This window comes from Stella humosa (genome assembly GCF_006738645.1).
Taxonomy (GTDB): Bacteria; Pseudomonadota; Alphaproteobacteria; order ATCC43930; family Allostellaceae; genus Allostella; species Allostella humosa.
The window spans coordinates 4444457-4469789 of sequence record NZ_AP019700.1; the positions used below are offsets into that span (position 1 = coordinate 4444457).

The following is a 25333-nucleotide window of genomic DNA, read 5'->3' on the forward strand; positions in this document are numbered from 1 at the left end:
GCGAGGGCAGATGGAATACCGACCCGACGTGCTGGCCGATATCGAGGTGCGGGTGCGCGCGGCGCTGCCGCAATGGGGCCTGTCGCCGGCCACCGCCGTCACCCTGCTGAACCTGTCGGAGAACGCGACCTATCGCCTCGACGACCCGGCCGACGGTCGCCGGCTGGTGCTGCGCGTCCACCGCATCGGCTATCGCACAGCCGCCGAGATCGAATCGGAGCTGGCCTGGATCCGCGCGCTGCGGGCCGGTGGCGCGGTCGAGACACCAGCGCCGGTGGCCGGCCCCGACGGCGGCGCGGTGCGCCTGCTGCCGGGATCGGCCACCGACCCGGCCCGCCACGCCGTCGCCTTCGACTTCGCCCCCGGCAAGGAGCCCGGGCATGCCGACGACCTCGTCGCCTGGTTCCGGACGCTGGGCGCGGTGACGGCGCGCATGCACGCCCATGTCCGCGCCTGGCCCCTGCCGGACGGCTTCCACCGCCAGCACTGGGACTTCGAGGCGATGTTCGGCGCCCGGCCGATCTGGGGAAGCTGGCGCGCGGGCTTCGGCCTGGACGCATCCGGGGCCGCCCTGCTGGAGCGTGCGTTGGCGCTGATCGACCGGCGGACGCGGCGCTTCGGCCGCGCGCCCGGGCGCTACGGCCTCGTCCACGCCGACCTGCGGCTGGCCAACCTGCTGGTCGACGACCAGCGGCTGACGGTGATCGACTTCGACGATTGCGGCTTCTCGTGGCTCGTCTACGACTTCGCCGCCGCCGTCAGCTTCATGGAGGACGACCCGCTGGTGCCGGCGATGGCCGACGCCTGGGTCGCCGGCTATCGCACCGTCCTGCCGCTGGCCGACGCGGACGTGGCCGAGATCCCGGTCTTCCTGATGATGCGCCGGATCCTGCTGGTCGGCTGGCTGGCCTCCCACCACGAGGTGCCCATCGCAGCCCAGCTCGGCGCCGGCTACACCCACGGCACACTCGCCATGGCCGAGCGGCTGCTCGGGCAATTCTCCTGAGCCATCGGAGGCCGATCCCATGTTCGCACCCCTCGCCGGCCGCAGCGTCATCGTCACCGGCGGCAGCCGCGGCATCGGCCGGGGCATGGCCATGCGCTTCGCCGCGGCCGGCTGCCGCGTCCTGGTCGCCGCCCGCGACAGAACTGCCGCCGAGGCCACGGCGGCCGAGATCGTGGCGGCCGGCGGCACCGCCTTGGGCCTCGCGGTCGACGTTGCCGACGAGGCCGCGACAAAGGCCATGACGGCCGCGGCCGAGGCGCATTTCGGCGGCATCGACATATTGTGCGCCAATGCCGGCATCTTCCCGTCCGCCCGGCTGGGGCAGATGACGCCGGGCGACTTCGACCAGGTGATCGCCACCAACCTGCGCGGCACGTTCCTGGCAGTCGATGCCTGCCTGCCTGCGATGCGCCGGGCCGGACGCGGGCGTATCGTCGTCACCTCGTCGATCACCGGCCCGGTGACGGGCTATCCCGGCTGGGCGCATTACGGGGCCAGCAAGGCGGGCCAGCTTGGATTCGTGCGCACGGCGGCGATCGAGCTGGCGGCCGACGGCATCACGATCAATGCCGTGATGCCCGGCAACATCCTGACCGAGGGCCTGATCGGCAATGGCCCGGACTATCTGCGGCGGATGGAAGCCGCGATCCCGATGGGCCGGCTGGGCAGCGTCGCCGACGTCGCCAACGCCGCGCTGTTCTTCGCGTCCGACGAGGCCGCCTGGATCACCGGCCAGACCCTGGTGGTCGATGGCGGCCAGATCCTGCCGGAGGCGTCCGGCGAGGGGTGAATTTCGCCGGCACGGCGGATTTCCCTGCTCGTCCGCAATTAGGACAGCTTATCCTGCCGCCCGGCACAGAAAGGCGGCAGATGACATATTCTTGCGGGACCAGCATCCATGATCGGGTGCGGGATCCTTGTTCCTCGTCCGGTCGGCTCCAGCCGGGCTCGCGCCGGTGACCGCCATCGAGCCGTTCACCGAGAACGCGGACTCCGTCGACCTCAGCCTGGTTGACATCTCCACCTTCATCAACGTCACGGACGCGCTGGGCGGCAACGACAGCGTCACCCTGTCGGGCGGCCAGAGCCAGGACGACAACTTCACCGGCGGCAATGGCGACGACCACATCTTCGGCAGCGACGACAGCGAGGCGATCTTCGGCGGCTTCGGCAACGACACGCTGTTCGGCGAGGACGGCGACGACGTCCTCAATGGCGGCGGCGACAGCGGCGACGACGGCACGTCCCTCCTCTATGGCGGCAACGGCAACGACCAGCTCGTCGGCTTCGGCGGCAACGACACGATCTGGGGTGGCACCGAGGACGACCGGGTCACCAGCCAGGGCGGCGACGACCTCATCTATGGCGGGGCCGGCGCCGACAGCATCACCGCAGGCGCGGGCAACGACACGGTCTGGGGCGACGACGGCGACGACCGATTCCTCGGCGGCGGCGACAATGACGTCCTCCATGGCGGCAACGGCAACGACCGGATCGACGCCGAAAGCGGCCACGACACGCTGTGGGGCGATGACGGCGACGACACCCTGCTGGGCAATGGCGGCGACGACCTGATCGAGGGCGGCCAGGGCAACGACTCCCTCAGCGGCAGCACCGGCAACGACACCTTCTTCGGCAGCCTGCCGGACCTGACCGGCGACACCATCGCGGACTTCGACACGACCGGGGCCACGACCGACCGGATCGATCTCGACACGATCTTCGGCGCCGATACCCGCGGCCTGTTCACGGCCACGGGCGGCCTGCTCGACCTCGACGCGGACAGCGTGGGCGACGTGTCGGTGACGGGCAGCGACGGCACCACCTGGCTGCGCGAGACCGACACGCTCTCCGGCCACACGCATTTCAAGCTCGCGCTGACGCTGTTCACCAAGCAGGCGGACAGCGTCGACCTGGATTCCTACGACTTCGGCAACGTCGTCCAGGTCACCGACGCGCTGGGCGGCGACGACTGGGTCACCCTGTCGGGCAGCCAGGCCGGCGACGACAGCTTCACCGGCGGCGACGGCAACGACCATATCTCCGGCAGCGACGACCTCGAGTCGATCTTCGGCGGCAACGGCGCCGACACCCTGTCCGGCGATGCCGGCGCCGACACGCTCGATGGCGGCGCGGACGCCGACCTGCTCTATGGCGGCAACGGCGCCGACCGGCTGATCGGCGGCGGCGGCAAGGACCGGCTGGGGCTTGGTGCAGGCGAGGACAGCGTCGTCGGGTCGCTGGCCGACCTGTCCGGCGACACGGTCCTCGATTTCGACACGGGCGGGCTGGAGGTCGACCGGATCGTCCTGGACACGATCTTCGGCAGCGACAGCCGTGGGCTGTTCGTGGCCGATGGCGACCTGCTCGATCTCGATGGCAACGGCACGGGCGATCTGTCGGTCACGGGCGCGGACGGGCTGGGCTGGCGGCGGGAGACGAGCGGCGGCCAGACCATCTTCACGCTGAAGCCCCCGCTCTTCACCGATGGCGCCGACACGATCGACCTCGATACCGTCGGCTTCGACGATTTCGGCAACGTCTCGAAGGCTCTGGCCGGCAACGACCGGGTCACCCTGAACGGCGGCGAGGCCCGCGACGACGTCTTCGACGCCGGCAACGGCAACGACCTGCTGGTGGCCAGCAGCGACGCCGAGACGATCGCCGGCGGCCGCGGCGAGGACACCATCTGGGGCACCGCCGCCGACCTCGCCGACGATCTCGTGAAGGATCTCGACGGCGGCGACCGCATCTTCGTCGCGGGGGGCAGCGAAGAGCTGGCCGACTTCCTCGACGGCCGCGCGTTCGCCGACCTCAGCGTCGCGATCCCGCTGGATATCGGCAAGGGGGCACCGCTGCTGTCCGCCAAGGTGGCCGAGGGTGGCTCGCTGGTGGCCGAGTACACGACCATCGACAGCCAGGACGGCGTGCTCGTGCGCTTCCGCGGCGACAGCACGGGCTCCAACCCCGTGCCACCGCCCCGCCTCCACCACCACCGCCACCGCCCCGCCGGTGGAAGAGGAAGAGCCCCTGCCCGGCCAGGGCTTCGGCGGCTATGGCAGCCAGATCTACGGCTATGGCTTCACCGACGACTGGGCGGTGGGCGGCACGGCGGCCGACTCGCTGCGCGGCGGCGCCGGCGACGACACCCTCTTCGGCATGGACCAGGGCGACCGCCTGTTCGGCGACAATGGCCTTGATCTACTGTTCGGCAATCGCGGCGACGACACGCTGGCCGGCGGCGAGGGCGACGACACCCTCTATGGCGGCCAGGGTGCGGACCGGCTCGGCGGCGATGCCGGCCGCGACTGGCTGAACGGCAACCGCGGCCGCGACACGATCGACGGCGGCGACGGCGAGGACACGCTGCATGGCGGGCAGGACGACGACCGGCTCGCGGGCGGGGACGGCGACGACTTCCTGGCCGGGGATCGTGGCGACGACACGCTGACCGGCGGGAATGGTGCCGATCGCTTCTACTTCGGGGCAAGTTCGGGCCAGGACCGCATCGAGGATTTCGATGCCGACCTCGACCGCATCGTCATTGCCGATGGCCTGCCGGGCATCGACAGCATCGAGGACCTGATCGCCCGGCTCGTCGACACGCCGGGCGGCGCCCTGCTCGATCTCGGCGACGGCAACACGGTCCTGTTCGCCGGGATCACCCGGTCGGCGCTGGGGCCGGACCACTTCGCGTTCGCATAGAAGGCGACGCGGATGGGCGGCCGGCACGCCCGGCCGGCCGCCCATCCGCTTTTCCCCACCCACCCCCGGCTAGCCATCCGGGGGTGGCGGCCGCATATACTGCCCCATGCTGATCGATCATCTCGAACGCCCGGTCGCCGACGCGCCGATGCCGTTCCGCATCCAGTCGGAGTTCCAGCCCGCCGGCGACCAGCCCGCCGCCATCGCCACGCTGCTGGCCGGCATCGGCCAGGGCGAGCGCGACCAGGTGCTGCTGGGCGTCACCGGGTCGGGCAAGACCTTCACGATGGCCCACGTCATCCAGGAGATCCAGCGGCCGGCCCTGGTGCTGGCGCCCAACAAGACGCTGGCGGCCCAACTTTACGGCGAGATGAAGTCGTTCTTCCCCGACAATGCGGTGGAGTATTTCGTCTCCTACTACGACTATTACCAGCCGGAGGCCTACGTCCCGCGCACCGACACCTATGTCGAGAAGGAATCGTCGATCAACGAGCAGATCGACCGGATGCGCCATTCCGCCACCCGCGCCTTGTTCGAGCGCCGCGACGTGATCATCGTCGCCTCGGTTTCGTGCATCTACGGCATCGGCTCGCCCGAGACCTACCAGACGATGACGCTGACCCTCAATGCGGGCCAGACCATCAACCGCACCCAGCTACTGGCGCGCCTGGTCGAACTGCAGTACCGGCGCAACGACCTGGGCTTCGTGCGCGGCACCTTCCGGGTGCGCGGCGACACCGTCGAGCTGTTTCCCGCCCACTACGAGGACCGGGCCTGGCGGGTGACGATGTTCGGCGACGAGATCGAATCGATCCACGAGGTCGACCCGCTGACCGGCGACAAGGTGGCCGGCCTCCAGTCGATCAAGGTTTACGCCAACAGCCATTATGTGACGCCCAAGCCGACGCTGATCCAGGCGGTCGAGCAGATCAAGCGCGAGCTGAAGATCCGCCTGGACGAGCTCTATGCCGCCGGCAAGCTGCTGGAGGCGCAGCGGCTGGAGCAGCGCACGACCTTCGACATGGAGATGATCCAGGCGACGGGCAGTTGCGCCGGGATCGAGAACTACTCCCGCTACCTGACCGGGCGCGCGCCGGGCGAGCCGCCGCCGACGCTGTTCGAGTACCTGCCCAAGGACGCGCTGCTGATCCTGGACGAGAGCCATGTGACGGTGCCGCAGATCGGCGGCATGTATCGCGGCGACTATGCGCGCAAGTCGATCCTGTCGGAGTACGGCTTCCGCCTGCCGTCCTGCATCGACAACCGGCCCCTGAAGTTCGAGGAATGGGAGGCGATGCGCCCGCAGAGCGTCTTCGTGTCGGCCACCCCCGGCGGCTGGGAGATGGAGCGCACCGGCGGCGTCTTCGCCGAGCAGGTGGTGCGGCCGACCGGGCTGATCGACCCCGAGACCATCATCCGCCCGACCGAGCACCAGGTCGACGACCTGCTGGCGGAATGCCGCACCTGTGCCGCCAAGGGCCAGCGCGTGCTGGTGACGACGCTGACCAAGAAGATGGCCGAGGCGCTGACCGAATACATGCACGAGGCCGGCATCCGCTGCCGCTACGTCCATTCCGACGTCGAGACGCTGGAGCGCATCGAGATCATCCGCGACCTGCGCCTGGGCGCCTTCGACGTGCTGATCGGCATCAACCTGCTGCGCGAGGGGCTCGACATCCCGGAATGCGCACTGGTCGCCATCCTGGACGCAGACAAGGAGGGCTACCTGCGCTCGCGCACCTCGCTGGTGCAGACGATCGGGCGCGCCGCCCGCCATGTCGAGGGCCGCGCCATCCTTTATGCCGATCGCATCACCGCCTCGATGGAATACGCGATCAGCGAGACCAACCGGCGGCGCGAGAAGCAGCGGGCCTACAACCTGGAGCACGGCATCACGCCCGAAAGCATCCGCCGCGGCATCGCCGACATCATGGACAGCGTCTACGAGCGCGACCATGTGACGGTCTCGACCGGCCTGGCCGAGGACAAGCCGCTCGTCGGCCACAATCTCCAGATGGTGGTGGCCGACATGGAGAAGCGCATGCGCGAAGCCGCGGCCGACCTCGACTTCGAGGCCGCCGCCCGGCTGCGCGACGAGATCCGCCGGCTGGAGGCGCTGGACATCGGGGTGGCGCCCGCCCCCCATGCGCACGGCTCCGGCGGCGCGGGCGAGGGCCGGCCGACCCGGCCCGGCGCCCCCCGGCCGCAGGGTCGGCCGCAGCGCGGGCGCGCCCGGCGGGGGAAGTAGCATGGCGGCGGCAGCACCCATGCCGCGGGCGGCCCTGGTCACGGGCGGCGGCAAGCGCATCGGCCGGGCCCTTTGCCTCGACCTGGCGGCCGACGGCTGGGCGGTGGCGGTCCACTACCACCGCTCCGGCGCCGAGGCCGAGGAACTGGCGGCCGAGATCGTCGCCGGCGGCGGCCGCGCCGTCGCCCTGGCGGCCGACCTGGCGCGCGAGGACGAGGTGGCGACGCTCGTGGCGCGGGCTGCGGCCGTCCTGGGGCCGCTCGGCTGCCTCGTCAACAATGCGTCCCTCTTCGAGCGCGACGAGGCCCTGACGGCCACCCGGGCCTCCTGGGACGCCCATATGGAGACGAACCTCCGCGCGCCCTTCGTCCTGGCCCAGGACCTGGCCCGCGGACTGCCGGACGGCGCCGACGGCGCGGTCATCAACCTGCTCGACGAACGGGTGTGGAGCCTGACCCCGCATTTCGTGTCCTACACCGTCAGCAAGAGCGCGCTGTGGACGCTGACGCGCACCCTGGCGCTCGCGCTCGCGCCGCGCATCCGCGTGAACGGCATCGGCCCCGGCCCTACCCTGCCCAGCCCGCGCCAGAGCGCGGAGCAGTTCCAGCGGCAATGCGCCAGCGTGCCGCTCGGCCGCGGCACCAGCCCGGAGGAGATCTGCGCGGCGGCCCGCTTCATCCTGTCCGCGCCCTCGATGACCGGCCAGATGATCGCGCTGGATGGCGGCCAACACCTGCAATGGTCCCCCGCCGGCCGCAGCGAGATGGAAGAATGAGGCCGGCCGTTCCCCAGGATCGTCACGCAAACCGCCATATCCGCCCGAAAGTTGGCGGAACGCCTGGGCTTTTGTGCACAGCCCCCGGAAATCCGCGGCGGCGCGGGCGAGTCAAGTGCTCATTGGCACCAATTGTCGCCGTCCCCCAGGTTGTGCGACCGACCCTCTTTTGTTCAACAAGCAAAATCAATAACTTAGCAATTTTGCCTAGAAACTGGGCAGACCGTCGCCAGGGCTCGCAAAATCAGCCGTCGGCACCATTCGCCCCGGCGTTCCCCACACGGTTATCCACAGGTTTGGTGGAAAAGGGCGATATGCGTACTGACCGTCCGTTCAGTCGCACCGGGGCACCATGAGCGGCGACATCGAAGACCTCGTGGAAGTGCCGGAACCGACTGCGGAATCGCCGGTCGGGCGGATTGCCGCCGGGGCAGAGGTGATCCGCGCCGCGCTGCGGACCATGCCGTTCTCCCCCGGCGTCTACCGAATGCTCGATGCCAAGGGCGACGTCCTCTACGTCGGCAAGGCGCGCAGCCTGAAGCGCCGCGTCGTGTCCTACACCCATGTCGACCAGCTTTCGGTGCGCCTGCGGCGGATGGTGTCGGAGACGGTGACGGTCGAGATCGTCACGACCCATACCGAGGTCGAGGCGCTGCTGCTCGAGAGCAACCTGATCAAGCGCCTGCGGCCGCGCTTCAACGTGCTGCTGCGCGACGACAAGTCCTTTCCCGACATCATCCTGACCGGCGACCATCCGTTCCCCCAGATCGCCAAGCATCGCGGCTCGCGGTCGCGACCCGGGCGCTATTTCGGCCCCTTCGCGTCGGCCGGCTCGGTCAACCGCACCATCATCGCGCTGCAGCGCGCCTTCCTGGTACGCAACTGCGCCGACACGGTCTTCGCCCAGCGCACGCGGCCGTGCCTGCAGCACCAGATCAAGCGCTGCACCGCGCCCTGCGTCGGCCGGGTGACGGCGGCCGACTATGCCGCCCAGGTGGCCGATGCCGAGGCCTTCCTGTCGGGCCGCAGCCGCGCGGTGCAGGCCGGGCTGGTGGAGCGCATGCAGGCGGCCAGCGACGCGCTCGACTTCGAGAGTGCCGCCCTCTACCGCGACCGCATCCGCGCGCTGACCCAGATCCAGGCCCACCAGGACATCAACGTCGCCGGCATCGACGAGGCCGACGTGATCGCCGCCCATCAGGCCGGCGGCCAGACCTGCATCCAGGTGTTCTTCTTCCGCGGCGGGCAGAACCTGGGCAACCACCCCTATTTCCCGAGCCACGACCGGCAGCTCGGCGTCGAGGACGTGCTGGGCGCCTTCGTCGGCCAGTTCTATGACAACAAGACGCCGCCGGCCCTGATCCTGCTGAGCCATGCCGTGCCCGAGCAGGATCTGCTGGGCGAGGCCCTGTCGGTCCGGGCCGAGCGCAAGGTGGAGCTGTTCACGCCGCAGCGCGGCGACCGCCGCAAGCTGGTGGAACACGCCCTGACGAACGCGCGGGAGGCCCATGGCCGCCGCCTGGCCGAGAGCGCCACCCAGCGCCAGTTGCTGGAGGGGGTGGCCCGCGTCTTCGCCCTGCCCGGCCTGCCGGAGCGCATCGAGATCTACGACAACAGCCATATCCAGGGCGCACACGCCGTCGGCGCCATGGTGGTGGCCGGGCCGGAAGGGTTCGTGAAGGGCGCCTATCGCAAGTTCACCATCCGCGACCCGAAGGCGGCGGGCGACGATTTCGCGATGATGCGCGAGGTCTTCACCCGCCGCTTCGTGCGCGCGCTGGAGGAGCGGGCGGCCGAGGCCGAGGCCGGCGAGGGCACCGAGCGCAACAGCGCCTGGCCCGACCTGGTGCTGATCGACGGCGGTGCCGGGCAGCTCAGCGCGGCCCAGGCGGTGCTGGCCGATCTCGGTGTCGGCGACGTGCCGCTGGTGGCGATTGCCAAGGGTCCGGACCGCGATGCCGGCCGCGAACGCTTCTTCACCGCCGATCGGCCACCGATCAGCCTGGAACAGCGCGACCCGGTCCTGTATTTTCTCCAGCGCCTGCGCGACGAGGCCCACCGCTTCGCCATCGGCACCCATCGGGCCAAGCGGACCAAGGCCCTGGGACAATCGCCGCTGGACGAGGTTCCGGGCATCGGCCCGCGGCGCAAACGGGCGCTGCTGCACCATTTCGGCTCTGCCCGGGCCGTCGCCCGGGCCGGACTGGCCGACCTGGAATCGGTTCCCGGGATCAACAAGGCCGTGGCCCGGCTGGTATACGACTTCTTCCACGGAAACGGCCCCTGAGGCGCACGACGGGATGTGGACCAACCTGCCCAATCTGCTGACCCTCTCCCGGATCGCGGTGATCCCGGTCCTGGTCGCCACGTTCTATTTCGAGGGGCCGTGGGCGAGCTATGCCGCCTGCGTCCTGTTCACCGCGGCCGCGCTCACCGACTGGCTGGACGGCCATGTCGCGCGCCGCCAGAACCAGCATTCGGAACTGGGCCGGTGCCTGGACCCGATCGCGGACAAGCTGCTGGTGGCGGCGGCCCTCTTCATGCTGGTCGCCTTCCAGCGGGTCGACGGGGCGACGGTGCTGGCGGCGGTGGTCATCCTGTGCCGGGAGATCCTGGTGTCGGGCCTGCGCGAGTACCTGGCGGGGCTGCGGGTCGGCGTGCCCGTCAGCCGGCTGGCCAAGTGGAAGACCGGCATCCAGATGACCGCGATCGGCTTCCTGCTGGTGGGCGAGGCCGGGCCGGCCTTCCTGCCGGTGGTGGCGATCGGCACCATCGGCCTGTGGGGGGCGGCCGCGCTTACGCTCGTCACCGGCTACGACTATCTGCATACCGGCCTGCGCCATCTGCAGCCGGGCGCCCAGCCGCCCGAGAAGCCGGAAGAGCGCCAGCCGGCATCGGGCCGCGCCCGCTGACCGCCCGCGGCACAGCCCCGTCATGAAGGTCTTCGGTCTTGCCGGCTGGAGCGGCAGCGGCAAGACGACGCTGCTGGCCCGCCTCATCCCCGAGCTGCGCGGCCGCGGCCTGTCGGTCTCGACCGTCAAGCACGCGCACCATGCCTTCGACCTCGACCAGCCGGGCAAGGATAGCCACACCCACCGTCAGGCCGGCGCCACCGAGGTGCTGATCAGCTCCGGCCTGCGCTGGGCCCTGATGCACGAGTTGCGCGGCGCCGAGGAGCCGCCGCTGGCCGAGCTGCTGGGCCGCATGAGCCCGGTCGACCTGGTGCTGGTGGAAGGCTTCAAGCGGGCCGCCCTGCCCAAGCTGGAAATCCATCGCCCGGCGCTGGGCAAGCCGCTGCTGGCCGTCGATGACCCGATGATCGTCGCCATTGCCAGCGATTCCGCCCATTTGCCGGTCGATCATCTGCCAGTCGGCCGCCCGCTGCTGCCGCTGGGCGACACGGCGCGGATCGCCGACTTCATCCTGGCCCACCTGGACGCGCTTTCCCATCAGCCCCCGGCGCCTGCCCCGGCCCTGGCGGGATGACCCAGCTTTCCGACGACTGCTTTGCCACCGGCGAGGCGCCGATGACGGTGGCCGAGGCGGCGCGCCTGATCGCCGCGCGGATCGAGCCCGTATCCGACATCGAGGCGGTGCCCCTGGCCGCCGCCTTCGGCCGCGTCCTGGCGGCCGACCTGCCTGCCCCCCACGCGGTGCCGCCACACGACAGCTCGGCGGTCGACGGCTATGCCATCCGCCACGCCGACCTGGTCGGTGAGGGCGAGACGCGCCTGGCCGTCGGCGGACGGGTGGCGGCGGGCCACCCGCTGGGCCGCGCGCAACGGCCGGGGGAAGCGATCCGTATCTTCACCGGCGCCATGCTGCCGGTGGGTGTCGACACGGTGATGATGCAGGAGGACTGCATCGTCGATGGCGACCATGTCCGCCTGGCCGGCGGCATCCGGCCCGGGGCCAACCGGCGGCTGGCGGGCGAGGACGTGCCGGCCGGCGCCGTGGCGCTGCGGGCCGGGCGCCGGCTGCGGCCGCAGGATGTCGGCATGGCAGCCGCGGTGGGTGCCGACCGGCTGGACGTGCGGCGCCGCCTGTCGGCCGCCCTCTTCTCCACTGGCGACGAAATCCGCCCGCCGGGCGGCCCGCTGCCGCCGGGGGCGGTCTATGACAGCAACCGCTATATCCTGGCGGCGCTGCTGGCCGGCATGGGCGTCGTCGTCGACGATCTCGGCATCCTGCCCGACCGGCTGGATGCGATCGCCCCGGCGCTGGCCGGGGCCGCCGGCGCCCACGACCTGATCGTCACCAGCGGCGGCATGTCGGTGGGCGAGGAAGACCATGTCCGCGCCGCCGTCGCGGCCGCGGGGCGGCTCGATTTCTGGCGCCTGGCGATCCGGCCGGGCCGGCCGGTGGCCCTGGGCCGCATCGGCGAGGCGATCTTCGTCGGCCTGCCCGGCAACCCGGTATCCGTCATGGTCGCCTTCATGGCCGTCGCCCGGCCGATCCTGCTGGCCCGCATGGGGGCGGCACCCGAGCCGCCACGCGCCTTTCCGGTGCGCCTGGGCTTCGACTGGCGCAAGAAGGCCGGCCGGCGCGAGTATCTGCGGGCACGACTGGAGGATGGGCCGGACGGCCTGCCGCTGGTGCGCAAGTTCCCGCGCGACGGCGTCGGGATCCTGTCCTCGATGGTGGAATCGGACGGGCTGGTGGCGCTGGACGAGGACGCGACCGAGCTGGTCGCCGGAACCCTGGTCGACTTCCTGCCTTTCAGCGAGCTGATGCGATAGCGCCGGCCGACTGGCAATCCGGCCACGAATAGCCATCTGATCGGGCAACTCCCCTACCCGCACCCCTGCACGCTAACGAGTGGACGCGATGAAACTGCTCTACTTCGCCTGGATCAAGCAGCGCATCGGCCTGGCCGAGGAGACGGTGACGCCGCCGGCCGGGGTCGACACGGTGGACGGGCTGATCACGTGGCTGCGCGGGCGCGGGCCCGGCTATGCCGACGCCTTCGTCGACGTGACGCCGATCCGCGTCGCCGTGAACCAGGAGTTCGCGCGCCTCGACAGCGCGATCGGCCCGGGCGACGAGATCGCGCTCTTCCCGCCGGTAACCGGCGGATGATCCCGGCCGCCATTTCCGTGCAGGCCGCCGACTTCGACGTCGGCGCGGAGATCGCCGGCCTGTCGTCCGGGCAGACCGGCATCGGCGGCATCGCCTCCTTCGTCGGCCTGGTGCGCGACATGGCGGGCGGCCAGCCGGTCCGCGCCATGACGCTGGAGCACTATCCGGGCATGACCGAGAAGGCGCTGGCGGCGATCGCGGCCGAAGCCGCAGACCGCTGGCCGCTCGATGCCATCCGCATCATCCACCGCTTCGGCCGGCTGGAGCCGGGCGACCGTATCGTCCTGGTGGTGACGGCGTCCGCCCATCGCGACGCCGCCTTCGATGCCTGCCGCTTCCTGATGGACTGGCTGAAGACCAAGGCGCCATTCTGGAAGCGCGAGGAGACCCCGGAGGGCGACCGCTGGGTCGCGGCCAAGACCGAGGACGACCGCGCCGCCGAGCGCTGGTAGACGCCCCCCTTCCTTTCCAGAAAGCCCCGATGACCATTCCACCCGATTCCGCCGACCACATGCGCACCCGGATCGAGCGCCGGGTCGAGAGCTGGATCTTCCACAGCCGCTGGCTGCTGGCGCCCTTCTATCTCGGCCTGATCGTCGGGCTCGTCATCCTGCTCATCAAGTTCCTGCAGGAGCTGTTCGTCTTCCTGCCGCAGACCCTGTCGGCCAGCCAGAGCGACGTCATCCTGGCGCTGCTGACCCTGGTCGACCTCGTGCTGGTCGGCAACCTGGTGCTGATGGTCATCTTCAGCGGCTACGAGAACTTCGTCTCCAAGATCGACGTCCACAACCATCCCGACCGGCCGGAATGGATGGGCAAGCTCGATTCGGGCGGGTTGAAGCTGAAGCTGATCGCATCCATCGTCGCCATCTCGTCGATATCGCTGCTGAAGTCGTTCATGAACGTCGACAAGATCACCGATCGCGAGATGGGCTGGATGGTCGGCATGCACCTGCTGTTCGTCTGCTCGGGCCTGATCCTGGCGCTGACGGACAAGCTGTCGGTGAAGAAGTAGCGCTGGCCTTGGACACCGCCGGCATACGCGCGGCCCTGGCGGCCGGCAGCCCGCTGGTCGGCCACCATTTCGCCGACATCGACTGGCGCGGGCTGGCGGCCGAGGCGGCGCGGTTCGTCGACTGCACCTTCCCCGGCGCGGCGTTCGTCGACGCCAACCTGACCGGCGCCCGCTTCGATCGCTGCCACTTCCACCGCGCCCGCTTTTCCCACGCCGACCTGCGCGAGGCGGCGTTCGAGGATTGCAGCTTCATCGACCCCGACGCCCCGGCAGAGGGCTGCACCTTCGCGTTCGGCGACCTGCGCGAGGCGCGCTTCACGGGCTGCGACCTGTCCTTCTGCCGGTTCGACCGCGTCGACATGTTCGGGATCGAGATAGCGCGCTGCAACCTGCGGGGGGCCGCCTTCGTGAAGGTGGAGTTCGCCCGCGCCTTCGCGCGCAAGGTGGTGCTGACGCGGGCCAGCTTCCGGGAATGCAACCTGGAGCTGGCCGACCTGTCGGAGGCGCGCCTGCCCGGCGCCGACTTCAGCGGCAGCCGGCTGCGCGAGGCGGACCTGAACTCCGCCGACCTGACCGATGCCGACCTGCGCCATTGCGACCTGGTGCAGGCGATCCTGATCGACACCCGGATGGACGGCGCCGACCTGCGCGGCGCCGACATCGAGGGGCTAGCCCTGTCGGAACTGGCGAGCTTCGCGCGCCTGAAGATCGACCAGTCGCAGCAACCCGTCCTGCTGGCCGGGATCGGGGTGGACGTCCACCCCGACCCGGATTGAATCCGCAACACTATTTGAACCCGTCCACCGGCCGTGATGGTCTAAGACAGGGCGGGCCTGGGCGTGCCGCGCACCAGTGCCATATAATCGTCGTAAAGCGCCTGGCACATGGCACCGGGAGTGAAGGTGAGGTCGTCGATCTGCCCGACCGGGGTCACCTCGGCCGCACTGCCGGTCAGGAAGACCTCGCTTGCACACGCCAGTTCGTCGGGCAGGACATGACGCTCGACCACTTCGATCTGCCGCTCGCGCGCCAGGCGCATCACCGTGCGCCGGGTGATGCCGTCGAGGAAACAGTCCGCCGTGGGCGTATGCAGCCGGCCGTCGATCGCCAGGAACAGGTTCGCCCCCGTGCCCTCGGCCAGGAAGCCGCGATAGTCGAGCATCAGGGCGTCGTGGAAGCCCTGCTTCTCGGCGGCGTGCCGGCTCATGGTGCAGATCATGTAGAGGCCGGATGCCTTGCTCTCGACCGGCGCCATGTTCGGGGCCGGGCGGCGCCAGGGCGAGATCGTCAGCTTGATGCCGCGGGCCCGCGCCTCGGGCGAGAAATAGGACGGCCAGTCCCAGGCGGCGATCGCCAGGTGGATGCGGGCATCGGGCGCGCCCACCCCCATCATCTCGCTGCCGCGCCAGGCGACCGGCCGGACATAGCCGTCGGCGATGCCGAGTGCCGCCACCACGGCGCGCTTGGCGTCCTCGATCTCGGCCACAGAATAGGGGATCTCGTAGCCCAGGATCTCGGCCGAGCGGCGCAGGCGGCGGGTGTGCGCCTCGCTCTCGAAGATGTTGCCGCCATAGACGCGTTCGCCCTCGAACACCGCGCCGGCATAGTGCAGACCATGGGTCAGGACATGAATCTTGGCGTCGCGCCACGGCACCATCGCGCCATCCATCCACAGGACACCATCGCGCTCGTCAAACGGGATCATCGCCATCGGGGGGCTCCTCATGCTCAGAATATGTCGTTCTGACCATGCTGAGCGTAACATTCTGTTCCGAGATTGGTCAATATGGCTGACATAAAAACGCCAGCAAGGCTGCTGTTTCTGCGCGAGGAGGAATTGCGCCAGGGGATCGAGCTGCTCTATTTCGCCTATCGCGACTTCACCGCCGGGCCCGACGAGATCCTGGCCGGCTACGGCTTCGGGCGGGCGCACCACCGCGTCATCTATTTCGTCGGCCGCCATCCCGGCATGACCGTGTCGGGCCTGCTCGGCATCCTGCGCATCACCAAGCAGAGCCTGTCGCGGGTGCTGGGGCAGCTGATCGAGGAGGAGTTCATCCGCCAGCGCGCGGGCGAGCGCGACCGGCGGCAGCGCCTGCTGAACCTGACCGACAAGGGGGTGGAGCTGGAGCGGCAATTGTCGCAGAACCAGCGCGACCGGATCGCGCGCGCCTTCCGCGGCGCCGGCGCCGATGCGGTGGAGGGCTTCCGGCGGGTGATGCTGGGCATCGTCGACGAGCATGACCGCGCGCGCTTCGCCCGGCCCGGCGAACCCGGCGCATGACCGGCGCCGACCCGGCGGCGGCGGCCGCGCCCGACACCGACGACCAGCCCCATGTCCTGGTGGTCGACGACGACCAGCGGCTGCGCGACCTGCTGCGGCGCTATCTGGCCGAGAACGGCTTCCGCGTGACGGTGGCCGGCGATGCCGCCGAGGCGCGCGCGCGCCTGGCCGCCATGCATTTCGACCTGCTGGTGCTGGACGTGATGATGCCGGGCGAGAACGGGCTGGAGCTGACGCGCTCGCTGCGCAGCGGCAGCGAGATGCCGATCCTGCTGCTGACCGCGATGGGCGAGGCCGCCAACCGCATCGCCGGCCTGGAGAGCGGTGCCGACGACTACCTGGCCAAGCCGTTCGAGCCGCGCGAGCTGCTCTTGCGCATGCGCACCATCCTGCGCCGCGGGGCGACGGCGCCGACCGCCGCGGTCGCCCTCATCCAGTTCGGCCCCTTCCGCTTCGAGCCCCGGCGGGGCGAGCTGCGGCGGGGGGCGACCGCCGTCCGCCTGACCCAGGCGGAGACCGGGCTTTTGCGGGCGCTGGCCGAGAACCCCGGCACCGCCGTCTCGCGCGAGGAGCTGGCCGACGCCATCGGCATCCAGGGCAGCGTGCGCACGGTCGACGTGCAGATGACCCGCCTGCGCCGCAAGGTCGAGGCCGACCCGCGCTACCCGCGCTACCTGCAGACGGTGCGCGGCACCGGCTACGTACTGATCCCGGACTGAGCGATGGAGAACCCGCGCGACTGGCGGCACCGGCTGCTTCCCCGATCGCTCTTCGGGCGGTCGCTGCTGATCATCGTCATGCCGCTCCTGATCGTGCAGATCGTCTCCACCTGGTATTTCTACGACCGCCACTGGGACATCGTCGCCCGCCGCCTGGCCCAGGCCATCGCCGGCGACGTGGCCGCCATCGTCGACCTGCACGAGCAGGCGCGCACGCCGGCCGAACGGGCCGAGGTGGTGGCGCTGGCGCTGCGCCACATGGACCTGCGCGTCGACTGGCGGCCGGGCGAGCGGCTGCCGCCGATCGACCGCGAGCCGGACGACTTCTTCATCGCCGGCCAGCTCTTCTCGGCCCTGCGCGAGCGGGTCGACCGGCCGATCGCCATCGACCCGGAATCGCGGCCGCGCCAGGTCGAGATCCTGGTCCAGCTCGAGGAGGGCGTGCTGGAACTGATGGCGCCGCAGAAGCGCCTGTTCAGCTTCACCGCCTATGCCATCATCGCCTGGACGATCGGCTCGTCGCTGCTGCTGTTCGGCGTGGCCTCCCTCTTCATGCGCAACCAGGTGAAGCCGATCCGCCGGCTGGCCGCCGCCGCCGAGAGCTTCGGCAAGGGCCGCGACGTGCCTGGCTTCAAGCCCGAGGGGGCGACCGAGGTGCGGCAGGCCGCCGCCGCCTTCCTCGTCATGCGCGAGCGCATCCAGCGCCAGATCGTGCAGCGCACCACCATGCTGGCCGGCGTCTCGCACGACCTGCGGACGCCGCTGACCCGCATGCGCCTGGGCCTGGCGCTGCTGCCGCAGAGTGCCGACATCGCCGACCTGCAGGGCGACATCGTCGAGATGGAGCGGATGATCCAGGCCTATCTCGACTTCACCCGCGGCGAGGGCGACGAGCCGCCGGTCGATACCGACCTCGGCCGGCTGCTCGACGAGATCGCGGCCGGCGCCCGGCGCGACGGGGTGGAGATCGCGGTCGCCGCCCCGCCCGGCCTGCATCTGCCGGTGCGCCCGCACGCCATCAAGCGCTGCATCGGCAACCTCGTCGGCAATGCCTCGCGCCATGCCCGCCGGGTGTGGATCGGCGCGGTCGCGCGGCCGGCCGGCGTCGACATCCTGGTCGACGACGACGGCCCGGGCATCCCGCCGCACGAGCGCGAGAACGCCTTCCGCCCCTTCCACCGCCTCGACCCGTCGCGCAATGCCGCGACCGGCGGCGTCGGGCTGGGCCTGACCATCGCGCGCGACATCGCCCGCGGCCATGGCGGCGACATCAGCCTGGAAGAATCCCCCCAGGGCGGGCTGCGCGCCCGCATCCTCCTGCCCCTCTGAGGCCCCGATCATGCCACCAGCCGACCCCCGCCTCGTCCGCCGGCTCGAGGGGCTGCTGGCGCCGGCCGGCGCCGAGCGCTTCTTCGCCGACACCTTCGGCCGCCACATCGCGCACCTGCCGGGCCAGCCGGAGCGGGCCGCCGACGTGATGGGCCTGGCAGAGCTGAACCGCCTGCTGAACCAGACCACGGTCTGGACCCAGCGCACCTTGCAGCTCGTGCTCGACGGCAAGGGCATACTCGCCGACGAGTATTGCCGACCCACTCCCGATACCGCCGGAACCGACGCGTTGCGCCCGGTGCCCAGCCTGGTCACCGGCTGGATCCGGCGCGGCGCCACCCTGGTGCTGAACAACATCAGCGAGATGAATGACGGGCTGGCCGAGATCGCGGGCGCGCTGCGGGCGGCGACCGGGGCCGCGGTCCAGGCCAACCTCTATTTCTCGCGCCGCGGGCGACAGGCGTTCAACCCGCATTTCGACACCCACGAGGTCTTCGCGCTGCACTGCCACGGCGAGAAGCGTTGGCGCATCTTCGAGAACCGGGCAGACGCCCCCACCCAGCGCACGGTCGCGGCCGCCCAGGCGACCGGCCGCAAGGACGCGCCAGGTGCAGTGCGCGAGGAGGTGGTGCTGCGGCCGGGCGACCTGCTCTACCTGCCGCGCGGCCAGTTCCACGACGCGCTGGCATCGAGCGAGGCCACGATCCACGTCACCTTCGCCGTGTCGCTGCCGACCGGCGCCGACCTGCTGCGTTTCCTGGCCGACGAGGGCGTGCTCGACGGGGCGCTGCGCCAGGACCTGGCACCCGGCCGCACGCGCAAGCGCATGACCGAGGCGGCAGATCCGGTGGCCGCCCGGCTGGCCGAGATGGCGCGCGACCCGGGGTTCCTCAGCGCCTTCGCCCGCCATCTCGGGGCACAGTCGCCGCCCTTCGATCGCTACGACCTGGAATCCGCCCTGGCTGCCCCCCTGCGCTGGCGACCGCGCCCCGATGGCGGCACCCGGCTGGTCGTCGAGGCGGGGGCGCTAGTCGCCGTCGGCACCTTCGGGCGGGTGGCATTGCCGGCCGGGCTGGCGCCGGTCGTGCAGTGGGCCGCCACCGCCACCGAGCCGTTCGACCAGGCGGCGCTGGCCGCGCGCTTTCCCCAGCTTTCCGCCGCCCAGGTCCTCCAGGTCGGCGAAAGCCTGGTCAACCTGCGGCTGGCGGAGATGGCCTGACGGGCGCGGCCTACCGGCCGCCCTCGTCCGTCATGGCGACGACGATTCCGTCCCGCTCGGCCTTGGTGCGGGCCGATTCGGCCGCCAGGCGCGAGTAGGAGCGGATGCTGAACGGGATGAAGGCGATGTAGACGATGGCAATCGCCGCCAGGGTCAGCCAGGGCTCGCTGACGGCGGCGGCGGCGATCACGCCCACCGCCAGGAGCGCCAGCGGCACCTGCGACTGCGGCACCCGCACCTTCTTCATGGCGTAGGTCGGCACCCGGCTGATCATCAGGGCGGCGATGGCGAGCAGCCAGATGGCGTTCAGCCAGGGGTTGGCGAAGAAGGCCTCGGGGAACTGCTGGGCCAGGATCATCGGCAGCAGGGCTAGGCCTGCCCCGGCCGGGGCAGGCACGCCGTTGAAGTAGTTGTAGGCCCAGGGCGGCATGTCCGGGTCGTTCAGCTTGGTATTGAAGCGCGCCAGGCGCAGCGCACAGCAGGTGATGTAGACCAGCGCCACCACCCAGCCGAAGCCGGCGATGCCCTTCATCGCGAACTGGTGCACCAGCATGCCCGGCACCAGCCCGAAGGCGATCACGTCCGACAGCGAATCGAGCTGCGCGCCGAAGCCGGACGTGCCGCCGATCAGGCGGGCGATGCGGCCGTCGAGCGCGTCGAACACGGCCGCCAGCAGGATCATGCCGATGGCATGCTCCCAACGGCCTTCCAGGCCGAAGCGGAGCGCGGTGACGCCGGCCGCCAGGGCCAACACGGTCAGCGCGTTGGGAATGAGGCGGTTGATCGGCAGCGCGCGCAGGCGCCCGGATTCGCGCCGCCGCAGGCGGCTGTGCAGCTTCATCGCAATACCCCCCGCCGCGGCGGTTCCGCGGCCGTCAAGTCGGCCAGGATGGTTTCGCCGGCGATCGCGCGCTGGCCCTCGGCGACCAGCGGTGCCACGCCGTCCGGCAGGTAGACGTCGACCCGGCTGCCGAAGCGGATCAGGCCGAAGCGCTCGCCGGTCGCCAGGCGGTCGCCCTGCTTGGCCCAGCACTTGATGCGGCGCGCGACCAGGCCCGCGATCTGCACCACCGCCATCTCGCGCCCGTCGCCCAGCGTGATGCGCAGCGCCAGCCGCTCGTTCTCCAGGCTGGCCTTGTCGAGCGAGGCGTCGAAGAACTTGCCCTTGCGATAGGCGGTGCGGGCGACGACGGCGGCGATCGGCATGCGGTTCACATGCACGTCGAGCACGTTCATGAAGATGCTGACGCGCGGCCGCGGCAGCTCGCCCATGCCGAGCTCGGGCGGCGGCACGGCCGGCTCCACCAGTTGCACCAGCCCGTCGGCCGGGCTCACCACCAGCCCCTCGCGATCGGGCACGGTGCGCGCCGGGTCGCGGAAGAAGTAGGCGCACCACGCCGTCGCCAGCAGCCCCAGCCAGCCGAGCGGCTGCCACAGCAGCGCCAGGCCGGCCGCGACCAGCGCGAAGACCGCGATGAAGGGCCAGCCTTCGCGGTGGATCGGGGCTAGGTAGCTGGGTCGCATGGCGGCTCGATCGGTCGGTCCTGCAAGTTCGGTCCCTTCGGCGCGTATGGCCGGCTGCCCGGCTGCCGCCCCGATGTAGCGCGGGAGCCCGCATGGCAGCAACGGCGGTGCCGCCGCAGCCTGACACAGCAGGAAATGGACCACGGCGCCCTCGCGTTCCAGGGGCACGGTTGGTTCACATATATGATTTGTGTGATCGCATTCCTGATTTTCCTTCCGCCCGCCGCCGGGCGGGCGCGAAATCCAGCGGAACAGGCGGGCGACACGCAGAACCCGCCGCCACCAGGAGGATCCGATCCCGATGTCCGACGGCGACGCCGCCCGGAACCAGCGGCCGCGCGACACCACCCGGGCCAGCGGCCCGCGGGACACGACCCTGGCTGACGGGCCGCTGGGCGGCCTGCGCATCGTCGACCTGACGAGCGTCATCATGGGGCCGTTCGCGACCCACATCCTGGCCGACCTCGGCGCCGACGTGATCAAGGTAGAGGCGCCGGAGGGCGATTCGCTGCGCCACTACCGCCCGCTGCGCAGCCCCGGCATGGCCGGCAACATCCTGAATCTGCATCGCAACAAGCGCAGCATCGTGCTGGACCTGAAATCAGCCGATGGGCGGCAGGCGCTGGACCGGCTGATCGCGACCGCCGACGTGCTGGTCCACAGCCTGCGGCCGGCCACCATCGGCCGGCTCGGCTACGACTACGAGCGGGTGCGGCGGCTGGCGCCGGACATCATCTATTGCGGCGCCTACGGCTTCGGCGCCGACGGTCCCTACGCCGACAAGGCCGCCTATGACGACCTGATCCAGGCGGGCTCCGGCCTGGCCGACCTGCATGGGCGGGTGCATGGCGAGCCGGGATACGCCCCCACGGTCGTCTGCGACAAGCTGGCGGGCCAGGCGATCGCCACGGCGGTGACGGCCGCCCTGTTGCAGCGCGAGCGCGGCGGCGGCGGCCAGGCGATCGAGGTGCCGATGATGGAGACGGCGATCGAGTTCAACCTGGTCGAGCACATGTTCGGCTTCGCCTTCGAGCCGCCGGCCGACCGCGCGGGCTTCCCCCGCGTCCTCAACCGCCAGCGCCGCCCCTACCGCACGGCCGACGGCTGGGCCTGCATCCTGCCCTATTCCGACCGCAACTGGTCGGACTTCTATGCCTTCATCGGACGCCCGGAGTTCGCGAACGATCCGCGCTTCGCCACCCTGCCCGAGCGGGTCGCGAACATCGGCGTGCTCTACGGCCTGATCGTCGAGGAGGCGCCCAACCACACGACCGCCGAATGGGTCGCCTTCTGCGACCGGGCCAGCATCCCCTGCATGCCGGTGCTGGCGCTGGACGACCTGCCGGACGACCGGCACATCCAGGCGGTCGGGCTGTTCACGGTGATGGAGCACCCGACCGAGGGGGCCTATCGGGCGATCCGCCGGCCGGTGAACTACAGCGCCGCCCCCTTCCGCATCCGCCGCCATGCCCCGCGCCTGGGCCAGCACACGGCCGAGGTGCTGGCCGAGCTGGGCCTTGGACCCGACGACACGCAGCACCCGACCGACACCGGCGCCGAGCAACGGCGCGAGCCCACCGAAACCGGAGGAAACCGATGATGAAGACCCCTGTCGCGGCAGCCCTGGCGACCGCCCTGCTGGCCAGCTCCGCCATGGCCGACATATCCGGCGGCATCGTGCGGCTGGGCGTGCTGAACGACCAGTCGGGCATCTATGCCGATTTCGGCGGCAGAGGCTCGGTCATCGCGGCCCAGCTCGCGGTCGAGGATTTCGGCGGCAAGGTGTTGGGCAAGCCGGTCGAGATCGTTTCGGCCGACCATCAGAACAAGCCCGACATCGCTTCCGTCATCGCGCGCGACTGGATGGACACCAAGGGCGTCGACGCCGTCCTGGAATTGACGACATCGGCCGTGGCGCTGGCGGTGCAGGAGATCGCCAAGTCCAAGAACCGGGCGATGCTGGTGACGTCCGCCTCGTCGGCCGACCTGACGGGCAAGGCCTGCACCAAGATCACCGTGCATTGGGGCTTCGACAGCTACGGCATCTCGTCGGTCGCGACCAAGGCGACGGTGGCGTCGGGCGGCGATAGCTGGTTCTTCATCACCGGCGACAATGCAGGCAGCCATGCCCAGGAGGACCAGGCGCGCTTCTTCCTGAAGGAAGCCAACGCCCGCGTCCTGGGCGCGGTGCGCCACCCGCTGGGCACGGCCGACTTCGCCTCCTACCTGTTGCAGGCCCAGGCATCCAAGGCCAAGGCGATTGCGCTCGCCAATGCCGGCGGCGACACCATCAACGCCCTGAAGCAGGCGGGCGAGTTCGGCATCACCCAGGCCGGCCAGTCGGTCGTGCCGATGCTGATGTACATCAGCGACATCCACGCGCTGGGCCTGAACACCGCCCAGGGGCTGAAGTTCGCCACGCCCTTCTATTGGGACCGCACCGACGAGACCCGCGCCTGGAGCCGCCGCTTCATGGAGCGCCATGGCGGCCGCGCGCCGACGATGGTCCATGCCGGTGTCTACACGATGGTGACGCACTATCTGAAGGCGGTGGCCGCCGGCAACACGGACGGCGGCGAGGAGACCGTGGCCAAGATGAAGGAACTGGCGGTCAACGACGCGCTCTACAAGAACGTGCGCATCCGCGAGGACGGCCGCAGCCTGAACGAGATGCATCTGGTCGAGGTGAAGAAGCCGGCCGAATCCAAGGGCCCGTGGGACTACTACAAGGTGCTGGCGACCGTGCCCGGCGCCGAGGCGTTCCGTCCGCTGAAGGCGGGCAACTGCCCGCTGGTGAAGGCCGACTGAGCGGCCCCTTACGCCCCGAGAGGAGGAAAGCATGAAGCCCGAAGACGTGCTGAAGCATCCGCCGCTGGTGCTGACCCAGGCGCAGCGCCAGTCCTACTTCGACAATGGCTACCTGGTGGTGCCGGACTACGTGCCGGCCGCCTGGCTCGCCCGGCTGGCGGCGGCCACCAACGACATGCTGGACCGCAGCCGCAGCGTCACCCGGTCCGACGACGTGTTCACGCTGGAGGAAGGGCATTCGCCGGCCGACCCGCGCCTGCACCGGGTGACCAGCCCGCAGGACCACCACCCGACCTTCTGGGAGTTCATGTGCGACCCGGTGATGACCGACCTGGCCGCCGACGTCGTCGGCCCCGACGTGAAGTTCCACCACGCCAAGCTGAACGTGAAGTCGGGCAAGGGCAGCCGCGGCTTCAAGTGGCACCAGGACATCCAGGCCTGGCCGCACACCGACTTCAGCCCGGTGTCGATCGGTGTCTATCTGGAAGGCTGCGGGCCGGACCAGGGGCCGCTGTCCTTCGCTCCCGGCAGCCACCAGGGGCCGCTCTACAGCATGTATGACGATAGCGGCGCCTTCGTCGTGCGCATCCGCGACGAGGACCTGGCCTGGATGACCCCGGACAAGGTGGACGCCCCCACCGGCGGCCCAGGCACCGCCATCCTGCTGAACTGCCGCACCGTCCACGGATCGACGCCGAACCGCTCGCTGAAGCCGCGGCCGCTGCTGCTGCCGGTCTATTCCTCGGCCGATTCCTTCGCCTACACGCCGAGCCCGATCACCAGCCCGCACCAGGGCGACATCGTGCGCGGCCAGCCGGCCAAGTATGCCAGCTTCGACACCCGGCCCTGCGAGCTGCCGCCCGACTGGCGCGCCGGCTATCGCACGGCCTGGACCTACCAGAAGGAAGAGGAGGCGCGGCGGGCCATGTAGCCGCCCGGCGCCTCAGCCGGTCTCCAGCTCGCTGTCCCAGTAGAGGAAGTCACGCCAGCTCTCATGCAGGTAGCCGGGCGGAAAGGACCGCCCGTGCTCCTGCAAAAGGTGCGTCGTGGGCTGGGCCGCGCGCACCCGGGGCCACATGCCCACCTCGCGCGGCAGGTGGCTGCCCTTCAGCAGGTTGCAGCCGCCGCACGCAGTGACGACGTTCTCCCACGTCGTCCGGCCGCCGCGCGAACGCGGGATGACGTGATCGAAGGTCAGCTCGTGCGTCGGGAAATGCCCGCCGCAATACTGGCAGTGGAAGCGGTCCCGCAGGAACACGTTGAAGCGCGTGAAGGCCGGCCGCCGCTCGGTCGCGACATAGTCCTTCAGCGAGATGACGCTGGGCAGCCGCATCTCGAAGGTGGGCGAGCGGATCACCCGGTCGTACTGCGAGACGATGTTGACCCGGTCGAGGAACACGGCCTTCACCGCGTCCTGCCACGACCATAGCGACAAGGGAAAGTAGCTCAGCGGACGGAAGTCCGCATTCAGCACCAGTGCGGGACACGCCTCTATCGACACGGGGACGGTCACCCTCCCTGTCAGGCCATGAACGGGCAGCGGGCGGATGGCAGGACCATCCGACAGCGCCCCTTAGCACGCTAGTCGTGACAGACAGATAACGGAACCCCCCATGCAGGAC

General features: G+C 70.5%; 25 protein-coding genes. 21 read left to right on the plus strand and 4 right to left on the minus strand.

Features of this window, described 5'->3' with window-relative positions; genetic code table 11:
* The first annotated feature begins 10 nt into the window (after positions 1 to 10).
* The 14 genes from STVA_RS20825 to STVA_RS20890 all read left to right on the plus strand — a co-directional run bounded on the left by STVA_RS20825 (position 11) and on the right by STVA_RS20890 (position 14604).
* The gene (locus STVA_RS20825) at positions 11 to 1006 is read left to right on the plus strand and encodes a phosphotransferase enzyme family protein (RefSeq protein ID WP_123691698.1); all 996 of its coding nucleotides are present in this window, start codon (positions 11 to 13) and stop codon (positions 1004 to 1006) included.
* 19 nt (positions 1007 to 1025) lie between these two features.
* The gene (fabG, locus tag STVA_RS20830; protein ID WP_123691700.1) at positions 1026 to 1796 is read left to right on the plus strand and encodes a 3-oxoacyl-ACP reductase FabG; all 771 of its coding nucleotides are present in this window, start codon (positions 1026 to 1028) and stop codon (positions 1794 to 1796) included.
* Between the two features lie 166 nt (positions 1797 to 1962).
* A complete protein-coding gene (locus tag STVA_RS20835) occupies positions 1963 to 4206 on the plus strand; it encodes a calcium-binding protein (RefSeq protein WP_170221610.1) in 2244 nt (747 codons plus the stop codon).
* Positions 4106 to 4711: a calcium-binding protein gene (locus STVA_RS20840; RefSeq protein ID WP_420822803.1), complete on the plus strand. Its 606-nt coding sequence runs from the start codon at positions 4106 to 4108 to the stop codon at positions 4709 to 4711. The genes STVA_RS20835 and STVA_RS20840 overlap by 101 nt, the downstream gene beginning before the upstream one ends.
* A gap of 106 nt (positions 4712 to 4817) precedes the next feature.
* Positions 4818 to 6959 carry an excinuclease ABC subunit UvrB gene (uvrB, locus tag STVA_RS20845; protein WP_123691705.1) on the plus strand — a complete coding sequence of 714 codons (2142 nt, stop codon included), beginning with the start codon at positions 4818 to 4820 and terminating at the stop codon, positions 6957 to 6959.
* Between the two features lies 1 nt (position 6960).
* The gene (locus STVA_RS20850) at positions 6961 to 7734 is read left to right on the plus strand and encodes an SDR family oxidoreductase (protein ID WP_245978388.1); all 774 of its coding nucleotides are present in this window, start codon (positions 6961 to 6963) and stop codon (positions 7732 to 7734) included.
* 352 nt (positions 7735 to 8086) lie between these two features.
* Entirely contained in the window at positions 8087 to 10021 is a 1935-nt protein-coding gene (gene uvrC, locus STVA_RS20855; RefSeq protein ID WP_123691709.1) for an excinuclease ABC subunit UvrC, read from the plus strand.
* Between the two features lie 13 nt (positions 10022 to 10034).
* A complete protein-coding gene (gene pgsA / locus STVA_RS20860) occupies positions 10035 to 10646 on the plus strand; it encodes a CDP-diacylglycerol--glycerol-3-phosphate 3-phosphatidyltransferase (protein WP_123691711.1) in 612 nt (203 codons plus the stop codon).
* A gap of 22 nt (positions 10647 to 10668) precedes the next feature.
* Positions 10669 to 11220 (plus strand): molybdopterin-guanine dinucleotide biosynthesis protein B, encoded by a 552-nt coding sequence (gene mobB, locus STVA_RS20865; RefSeq protein ID WP_123691713.1) that lies wholly within the window; start codon positions 10669 to 10671, stop codon positions 11218 to 11220.
* On the plus strand, positions 11217 to 12473 hold the full coding sequence (locus tag STVA_RS20870) for a molybdopterin molybdotransferase MoeA (RefSeq protein WP_123691715.1): 1257 nt from the start codon (positions 11217 to 11219) through the stop codon (positions 12471 to 12473). Before mobB ends, STVA_RS20870 begins: the two co-directional genes overlap by 4 nt.
* 88 nt (positions 12474 to 12561) lie before the next feature.
* Positions 12562 to 12813 carry a molybdopterin converting factor subunit 1 gene (gene moaD / locus STVA_RS20875; protein WP_123691717.1) on the plus strand — a complete coding sequence of 84 codons (252 nt, stop codon included), beginning with the start codon at positions 12562 to 12564 and terminating at the stop codon, positions 12811 to 12813.
* Positions 12810 to 13265, plus strand: a complete 456-nt coding sequence (moaE, locus tag STVA_RS20880) for a molybdopterin synthase catalytic subunit MoaE (protein ID WP_123691719.1) — start codon at positions 12810 to 12812, stop codon at positions 13263 to 13265. Before moaD ends, moaE begins: the two co-directional genes overlap by 4 nt.
* A gap of 29 nt (positions 13266 to 13294) precedes the next feature.
* Complete coding sequence (locus STVA_RS20885; RefSeq protein WP_123691721.1) at positions 13295 to 13828, plus strand: TIGR00645 family protein; 534 nt, start codon at positions 13295 to 13297, stop codon at positions 13826 to 13828.
* Positions 13829 to 13836: 8 nt separating this feature from the next.
* Positions 13837 to 14604 (plus strand): pentapeptide repeat-containing protein, encoded by a 768-nt coding sequence (locus STVA_RS20890; protein ID WP_170216553.1) that lies wholly within the window; start codon positions 13837 to 13839, stop codon positions 14602 to 14604.
* A 41-nt stretch (positions 14605 to 14645) separates the two neighbouring features.
* On the opposite strand, the gene STVA_RS20895 is transcribed toward STVA_RS20890, so the two are convergent.
* Positions 14646 to 15539: a branched-chain amino acid aminotransferase gene (locus STVA_RS20895; protein ID WP_123691725.1), complete on the minus strand. Its 894-nt coding sequence runs from the start codon at positions 15537 to 15539 to the stop codon at positions 14646 to 14648.
* Positions 15540 to 15614: 75 nt separating this feature from the next.
* On the opposite strand from STVA_RS20895, the gene STVA_RS20900 reads away from it, so the two are divergent.
* The 4 genes from STVA_RS20900 to STVA_RS20915 are packed head-to-tail and all read left to right on the plus strand — an operon-like array spanning position 15615 to position 19379.
* Complete coding sequence (locus STVA_RS20900; RefSeq protein WP_123691727.1) at positions 15615 to 16112, plus strand: MarR family winged helix-turn-helix transcriptional regulator; 498 nt, start codon at positions 15615 to 15617, stop codon at positions 16110 to 16112.
* Entirely contained in the window at positions 16109 to 16831 is a 723-nt protein-coding gene (locus STVA_RS20905) for a response regulator (RefSeq protein WP_123691729.1), read from the plus strand. Before STVA_RS20900 ends, STVA_RS20905 begins: the two co-directional genes overlap by 4 nt.
* A 3-nt stretch (positions 16832 to 16834) precedes the next feature.
* Positions 16835 to 18160, plus strand: coding sequence for an ATP-binding protein (locus tag STVA_RS20910; RefSeq protein WP_123691731.1), 1326 nt, complete (start codon positions 16835 to 16837; stop codon positions 18158 to 18160).
* Positions 18161 to 18170: 10 nt separating this feature from the next.
* Positions 18171 to 19379, plus strand: coding sequence for a JmjC domain-containing protein (locus tag STVA_RS20915; protein ID WP_170216554.1), 1209 nt, complete (start codon positions 18171 to 18173; stop codon positions 19377 to 19379).
* Between the two features lie 10 nt (positions 19380 to 19389).
* Here the strand turns inward: STVA_RS20915 and STVA_RS20920 are convergent, their stop codons facing one another.
* Both STVA_RS20920 and STVA_RS20925 read right to left on the minus strand, forming a co-directional pair.
* On the minus strand, positions 19390 to 20220 hold the full coding sequence (locus STVA_RS20920) for a CDP-alcohol phosphatidyltransferase family protein (protein WP_123691735.1): 831 nt from the start codon (positions 20218 to 20220) through the stop codon (positions 19390 to 19392).
* Complete coding sequence (locus STVA_RS20925; protein WP_123691737.1) at positions 20217 to 20903, minus strand: phosphatidylserine decarboxylase; 687 nt, start codon at positions 20901 to 20903, stop codon at positions 20217 to 20219. The genes STVA_RS20920 and STVA_RS20925 overlap by 4 nt, the downstream gene beginning before the upstream one ends.
* A 301-nt stretch (positions 20904 to 21204) precedes the next feature.
* On the opposite strand from STVA_RS20925, the gene STVA_RS20930 reads away from it, so the two are divergent.
* From STVA_RS20930 to STVA_RS20940, 3 genes are read left to right on the plus strand one after another with little or no spacing between them, the layout of a single operon-like run.
* Positions 21205 to 22503 (plus strand): CaiB/BaiF CoA transferase family protein, encoded by a 1299-nt coding sequence (locus tag STVA_RS20930; protein ID WP_123691739.1) that lies wholly within the window; start codon positions 21205 to 21207, stop codon positions 22501 to 22503.
* Positions 22500 to 23711, plus strand: coding sequence for an ABC transporter substrate-binding protein (locus STVA_RS20935; protein ID WP_197735698.1), 1212 nt, complete (start codon positions 22500 to 22502; stop codon positions 23709 to 23711). Before STVA_RS20930 ends, STVA_RS20935 begins: the two co-directional genes overlap by 4 nt.
* Positions 23712 to 23742: 31 nt before the next feature.
* A complete protein-coding gene (locus tag STVA_RS20940) occupies positions 23743 to 24642 on the plus strand; it encodes a phytanoyl-CoA dioxygenase family protein (protein ID WP_123691741.1) in 900 nt (299 codons plus the stop codon).
* 12 nt (positions 24643 to 24654) lie between these two features.
* Here the strand turns inward: STVA_RS20940 and STVA_RS20945 are convergent, their stop codons facing one another.
* On the minus strand, positions 24655 to 25212 hold the full coding sequence (locus tag STVA_RS20945) for an HNH endonuclease (protein ID WP_420822804.1): 558 nt from the start codon (positions 25210 to 25212) through the stop codon (positions 24655 to 24657).
* Between the last annotated feature and the right edge of the window lie 121 nt (positions 25213 to 25333).

Coding starts and splice junctions, on each gene's coding strand:
- STVA_RS20825 (WP_123691698.1), top strand. CDS start 11: ATGGAATACCGACCCGACGTGCTGGCCGATATCGAGGTGCGGGTGCGC.
- fabG (WP_123691700.1), top strand. CDS start 1,026: ATGTTCGCACCCCTCGCCGGCCGCAGCGTCATCGTCACCGGCGGCAGC.
- uvrB (WP_123691705.1), top strand. CDS start 4,818: ATGCTGATCGATCATCTCGAACGCCCGGTCGCCGACGCGCCGATGCCG.
- STVA_RS20850 (WP_245978388.1), top strand. CDS start 6,961: ATGGCGGCGGCAGCACCCATGCCGCGGGCGGCCCTGGTCACGGGCGGC.
- uvrC (WP_123691709.1), top strand. CDS start 8,087: ATGAGCGGCGACATCGAAGACCTCGTGGAAGTGCCGGAACCGACTGCG.
- pgsA (WP_123691711.1), top strand. CDS start 10,035: ATGTGGACCAACCTGCCCAATCTGCTGACCCTCTCCCGGATCGCGGTG.
- mobB (WP_123691713.1), top strand. CDS start 10,669: ATGAAGGTCTTCGGTCTTGCCGGCTGGAGCGGCAGCGGCAAGACGACG.
- STVA_RS20870 (WP_123691715.1), top strand. CDS start 11,217: ATGACCCAGCTTTCCGACGACTGCTTTGCCACCGGCGAGGCGCCGATG.
- moaD (WP_123691717.1), top strand. CDS start 12,562: ATGAAACTGCTCTACTTCGCCTGGATCAAGCAGCGCATCGGCCTGGCC.
- moaE (WP_123691719.1), top strand. CDS start 12,810: ATGATCCCGGCCGCCATTTCCGTGCAGGCCGCCGACTTCGACGTCGGC.
- STVA_RS20885 (WP_123691721.1), top strand. CDS start 13,295: ATGACCATTCCACCCGATTCCGCCGACCACATGCGCACCCGGATCGAG.
- STVA_RS20895 (WP_123691725.1), bottom strand. CDS start 15,539: ATGGCGATGATCCCGTTTGACGAGCGCGATGGTGTCCTGTGGATGGAT.
- STVA_RS20900 (WP_123691727.1), top strand. CDS start 15,615: ATGGCTGACATAAAAACGCCAGCAAGGCTGCTGTTTCTGCGCGAGGAG.
- STVA_RS20905 (WP_123691729.1), top strand. CDS start 16,109: ATGACCGGCGCCGACCCGGCGGCGGCGGCCGCGCCCGACACCGACGAC.
- STVA_RS20910 (WP_123691731.1), top strand. CDS start 16,835: ATGGAGAACCCGCGCGACTGGCGGCACCGGCTGCTTCCCCGATCGCTC.
- STVA_RS20915 (WP_170216554.1), top strand. CDS start 18,171: ATGCCACCAGCCGACCCCCGCCTCGTCCGCCGGCTCGAGGGGCTGCTG.
- STVA_RS20920 (WP_123691735.1), bottom strand. CDS start 20,220: ATGAAGCTGCACAGCCGCCTGCGGCGGCGCGAATCCGGGCGCCTGCGC.
- STVA_RS20925 (WP_123691737.1), bottom strand. CDS start 20,903: ATGCGACCCAGCTACCTAGCCCCGATCCACCGCGAAGGCTGGCCCTTC.
- STVA_RS20930 (WP_123691739.1), top strand. CDS start 21,205: ATGTCCGACGGCGACGCCGCCCGGAACCAGCGGCCGCGCGACACCACC.
- STVA_RS20935 (WP_197735698.1), top strand. CDS start 22,500: ATGATGAAGACCCCTGTCGCGGCAGCCCTGGCGACCGCCCTGCTGGCC.
- STVA_RS20940 (WP_123691741.1), top strand. CDS start 23,743: ATGAAGCCCGAAGACGTGCTGAAGCATCCGCCGCTGGTGCTGACCCAG.